This is a genomic window from Microbulbifer echini (genome assembly GCF_041447225.1).
GTDB lineage: Bacteria > Pseudomonadota > Gammaproteobacteria > Pseudomonadales > Cellvibrionaceae > Microbulbifer > Microbulbifer echini.
Genome location: NZ_JBGMEL010000043.1, coordinates 1 through 3791 on the forward strand (window position 1 = coordinate 1; position 3791 = coordinate 3791).

General features: G+C 49.4%; 1 protein-coding gene and 1 pseudogene. Both read left to right on the forward strand.

Features of this window, described 5'->3' with window-relative positions:
* Nucleotides 1-327: 327 nt before the first annotated feature.
* Nucleotides 328-2598, forward strand: a pseudogene (locus tag ACCI51_RS19335) (ribonucleoside triphosphate reductase).
* Nucleotides 2591-3214, forward strand: coding sequence for an anaerobic ribonucleoside-triphosphate reductase activating protein (locus tag ACCI51_RS19340; protein ID WP_371845064.1), 624 nt, complete (start codon nucleotides 2591-2593; stop codon nucleotides 3212-3214). The pseudogene ACCI51_RS19335 and the gene ACCI51_RS19340 overlap by 8 nt, the downstream one beginning before the upstream one ends.
* Nucleotides 3215-3791: the final 577 nt, after the last annotated feature.

The window sequence follows — 3791 nt, forward strand, 5'->3', positions numbered from 1 at the left end:
CCTGAGGCGTTTGAGGAACAACTAGTCGCTTAGTGGTGTGTCCGTCGTTGGTGGGTAGGATCACTCAATAAAGCAGCCCCAAGGTTCACTGATATTTTTCAACGAGTACTAAGCAGCCTACTTTTTATACTAATCATCTGAAAATACTGCGCTATTGCCCTGTTCCGATGCCTTGAAGAGTGAAAATTTTTCATTTAGGCATCACCTCTTAAAACCACCATATGATGTGACAAAACACCCAACAAAACACCACATATAGTGATCCAGATCAAGATCGCCCATATAGTGTCTCTATAGACTTCCCTCACAACCTGTGAAGGAATGCCCATGACAAACACCTCTAATCCCGACAGTAACAGCGCAATACTTGACCAATCCCCAGACCAAAATATAAGCAGTTTTTTAGTACGTAAGCGCGATGGTCGTGCTGTAGCTTTTGATTCTCGGCGGATTACCTCGGCACTGGTGCGGGCTGGGCAGGCCACAGGTGAGTTCAGTGAGGATGAAGTTGATTGGCTTACCGAAGCCGTGCTGAAAGTGATCAATCATCGCTTTGATGAGACTACTCCGATTGATATCGAGGAGATCCAGAATATCGCCGAGCAGATACTCATTAATTGCGATTACATAGATACCGCTCGGGCTTATATCGCCTACCGGGGGAAACATGCGCAAATGCGCAACCATCGGCAGACACTAGTCGATGTTGGCGCCTCAATTGAAGAATATCTGGAGCAGGCCGACTGGCGTGTTGCCGCCAATGCAAACCAGGGCTATTCCCTTGGTGGCCTTATTTTAAATAGCGCCGGCAAAATGATCGCCAATTATTGGTTGAACCATGTCTACTCACCGGAGATTGGCGCGGCTCATCGGGATGGAGATTTACATATCCACGATCTGGATATGCTGGCTGGCTATTGTGCCGGCTGGTCACTACGCACTCTACTGCACGAGGGGCTGAATGGGGTTCCCGGCAAAGTTGAATCTGCACCGCCAGCCCACTTAACCAGTGCCGCTGGACAGATTGTTAACTTCCTGGGGACACTACAAAACGAATGGGCGGGAGCCCAGGCGTTCAGCTCTTTCGATACCTATCTCGCGCCCTTTGTACGCAAGGATCAGCTAGATTACGCCACTGTGCGCCAGTGTATACAGGAGCTGATCTTTAATTTGAATGTGCCGTCGAGATGGGGCACCCAGACCCCCTTTACTAACCTCACCTTTGATTGGGTTTGCCCCCAAGATCTGCGCGAGCAAGTGCCGGTTATTGCCGGTAATGAAATGCCGTTCACTTATGGTGACCTGCAGGAAGAGATGGACCTGATCAACCGTGCCTATATTGAGGTTATGAGCGAGGGGGATGCCCGCGGCAGGGTCTTTACCTTCCCAATTCCAACCTACAACATTACTGAAGACTTTCCCTGGGACAGCGAGAATGCAGAACGGCTGTTTGCCATGACCGCCCGCTACGGCCTGCCCTACTTCCAAAATTTTATTAATTCAGACCTGAGCCCGAATATGGTGCGCTCCATGTGTTGCCGCTTACAACTCGACCTGCGTGAGCTGTTAAAACGTGGCAATGGGTTATTTGGCTCCGCCGAGCAAACTGGCTCTCTCGGCGTGGTGACTATCAACTGCGCGCGCCTGGGTTATCTGTACAAAGGGAAATGGGACCTTCTGCTTGACCAGCTAGATAAGTTGCTGCTACTGGCACGAGATTCTCTGGAATTGAAACGCAAAGTGATCCAGAGGCATATGGATGCCGGCCTGTTTCCCTATACACGTCGCTACCTTGGCACTCTGCGCAATCACTTCTCCACCATTGGGGTCAATGGCATCAATGAAATGCTGCGCAACTTCAGCGATGACAGTGAAAGCGTTGTGACGAAGCGAGGCAAAGGATTGGCGGAGCAGCTACTTGACCATATTCGTAGACGTATGACGGAATTTCAGGAGCAAACCGGTCACCTTTATAACCTGGAAGCAACACCGGCCGAGGGAACCACCTACCGATTTGCCCGTGAGGACCGCAAGCGCTATGAGGATATTATCCAGGCAGGCAGCGTGGAGGCTCCCTACTACACCAATTCCTCCCAGCTCCCGGTCGGTTTTACCGATGACCCTTTCGACGCCTTATCCCGGCAGGAATCGCTGCAATCCCGCTACACCGGCGGTACCGTACTCCATCTCTATTTAGGCGAGCAATTGCCCGATGCCGACAGCTGCCGCCGCTTACTGCGGCGCGCCCTGGAAAATTATCGATTGCCTTATATCACCGTAACCCCCAGTTTTTCTATCTGTCCGGTGCACGGTTACCTAAGTGGCGAACATGCGTTCTGTCCTCGCTGCGATGAGACCCTGCTCGCACGCGAGCAATCTTGTTGTAGCGATTAAAACCAATCTCCAAGGAGAAACACCATGAAACACTCAACCTCCACATTGAAAGATGAAGATCGCACCCGCTGTGAAGTCTGGAGCCGGGTAATGGGCTATCACCGCCCGGTATCTTTCTGGAACCCAGGTAAACAGTCGGAACACCGCGAGCGCCGTTTTTTTGTCGCTGGCAGTACCGCTTCGGTTACCAATAACCATGGCTGAAAAACTGCGCATCGGTGGGTTTACACCGTTCACCGCTATTGACTTCCCTGGTGAATTGGCCGCAGTGGTCTTTTGCCAGGGATGTCCCTGGCGCTGCCGTTATTGCCACAATGGCGATCTACTGCCTGCCCGTGCTCCGAGTAACTATGGATGGGATCAAATCTTGACATTTCTCGCAGATCGACAGGGATTGCTCGACGCTATTGTGTTCTCTGGCGGAGAACCAACTGCTCAAAATGCCTTGAGATTTGCAATCGTTCAAGTACGTGAGCTGGGGTTCAAAGTAGGGTTGCATACCGCAGGTATTTACCCCAGTAGACTAAGCCGCCTTATTCACAACCTGGATTGGGTGGGGCTGGATATCAAAGCGATGCCAGAGAACTACCCATCGATTACCGGTGTAGACGGCAGCGGTGTAGCTCCCTGGCAATGTGCAGAAATTCTTGCTAAGTCCAAGACCCCCTTACAGGTACGCCTTACCAGGCACACTAGCCTTACAACAGAGGGTGAGTTAAAACAAATCAGGGAAAAACTTCAGCGGATTGGGATTGAGCACTTGGAAGTACAGCAATGTAATAATAAACAGGTTATTGATCAAACACTAAACAGCCTATGAACAATCGCTTAGTATCACTGCGACCCCTTAAGGCTACAAATATTAGTCACAGTTCGCAGATATTGGTCCTAGTCCTTTGCCACAGCTGTAGCACAGCAGCTGTGGCTTTCCATGCTCGGCCTTCGAAGCTTTCAGAACACTTCACTCTGCGTTGCAGATTCTTACAGAAGCCTAGTCATTCTTTCAATGCCGCACTTATATTTAGGGAAGTTCTGAAAAATAGCTTTCAGACTCTAAATTAGGTATCACACAATAAAAAATGACTTTTTTTAGTCAAAAATCAGGTTTCCATACATATTTATCCCCATTTTAATTCCCTGAAATCTGCGTTTTGCAGATTTCAGACGCACCGGTCCTAGTGCAGCAGATATTTTTTCCAATCAATAAGTTGGTAAAGCCGGCCAGCATACACAGGCGCTGGGTGTTTTTCTTTAAACCTCGATAGCGGACTTTTCCATATCAAAAAATGTTTTTTATATAACGAAATGGGTGCTCTACTTTTGCTCTAATCTGGGCCTTAATCTTTTCCACCTTTCGTAACGCATTCTGGCCTGGACGATGTCTTAAGCGACTTGGC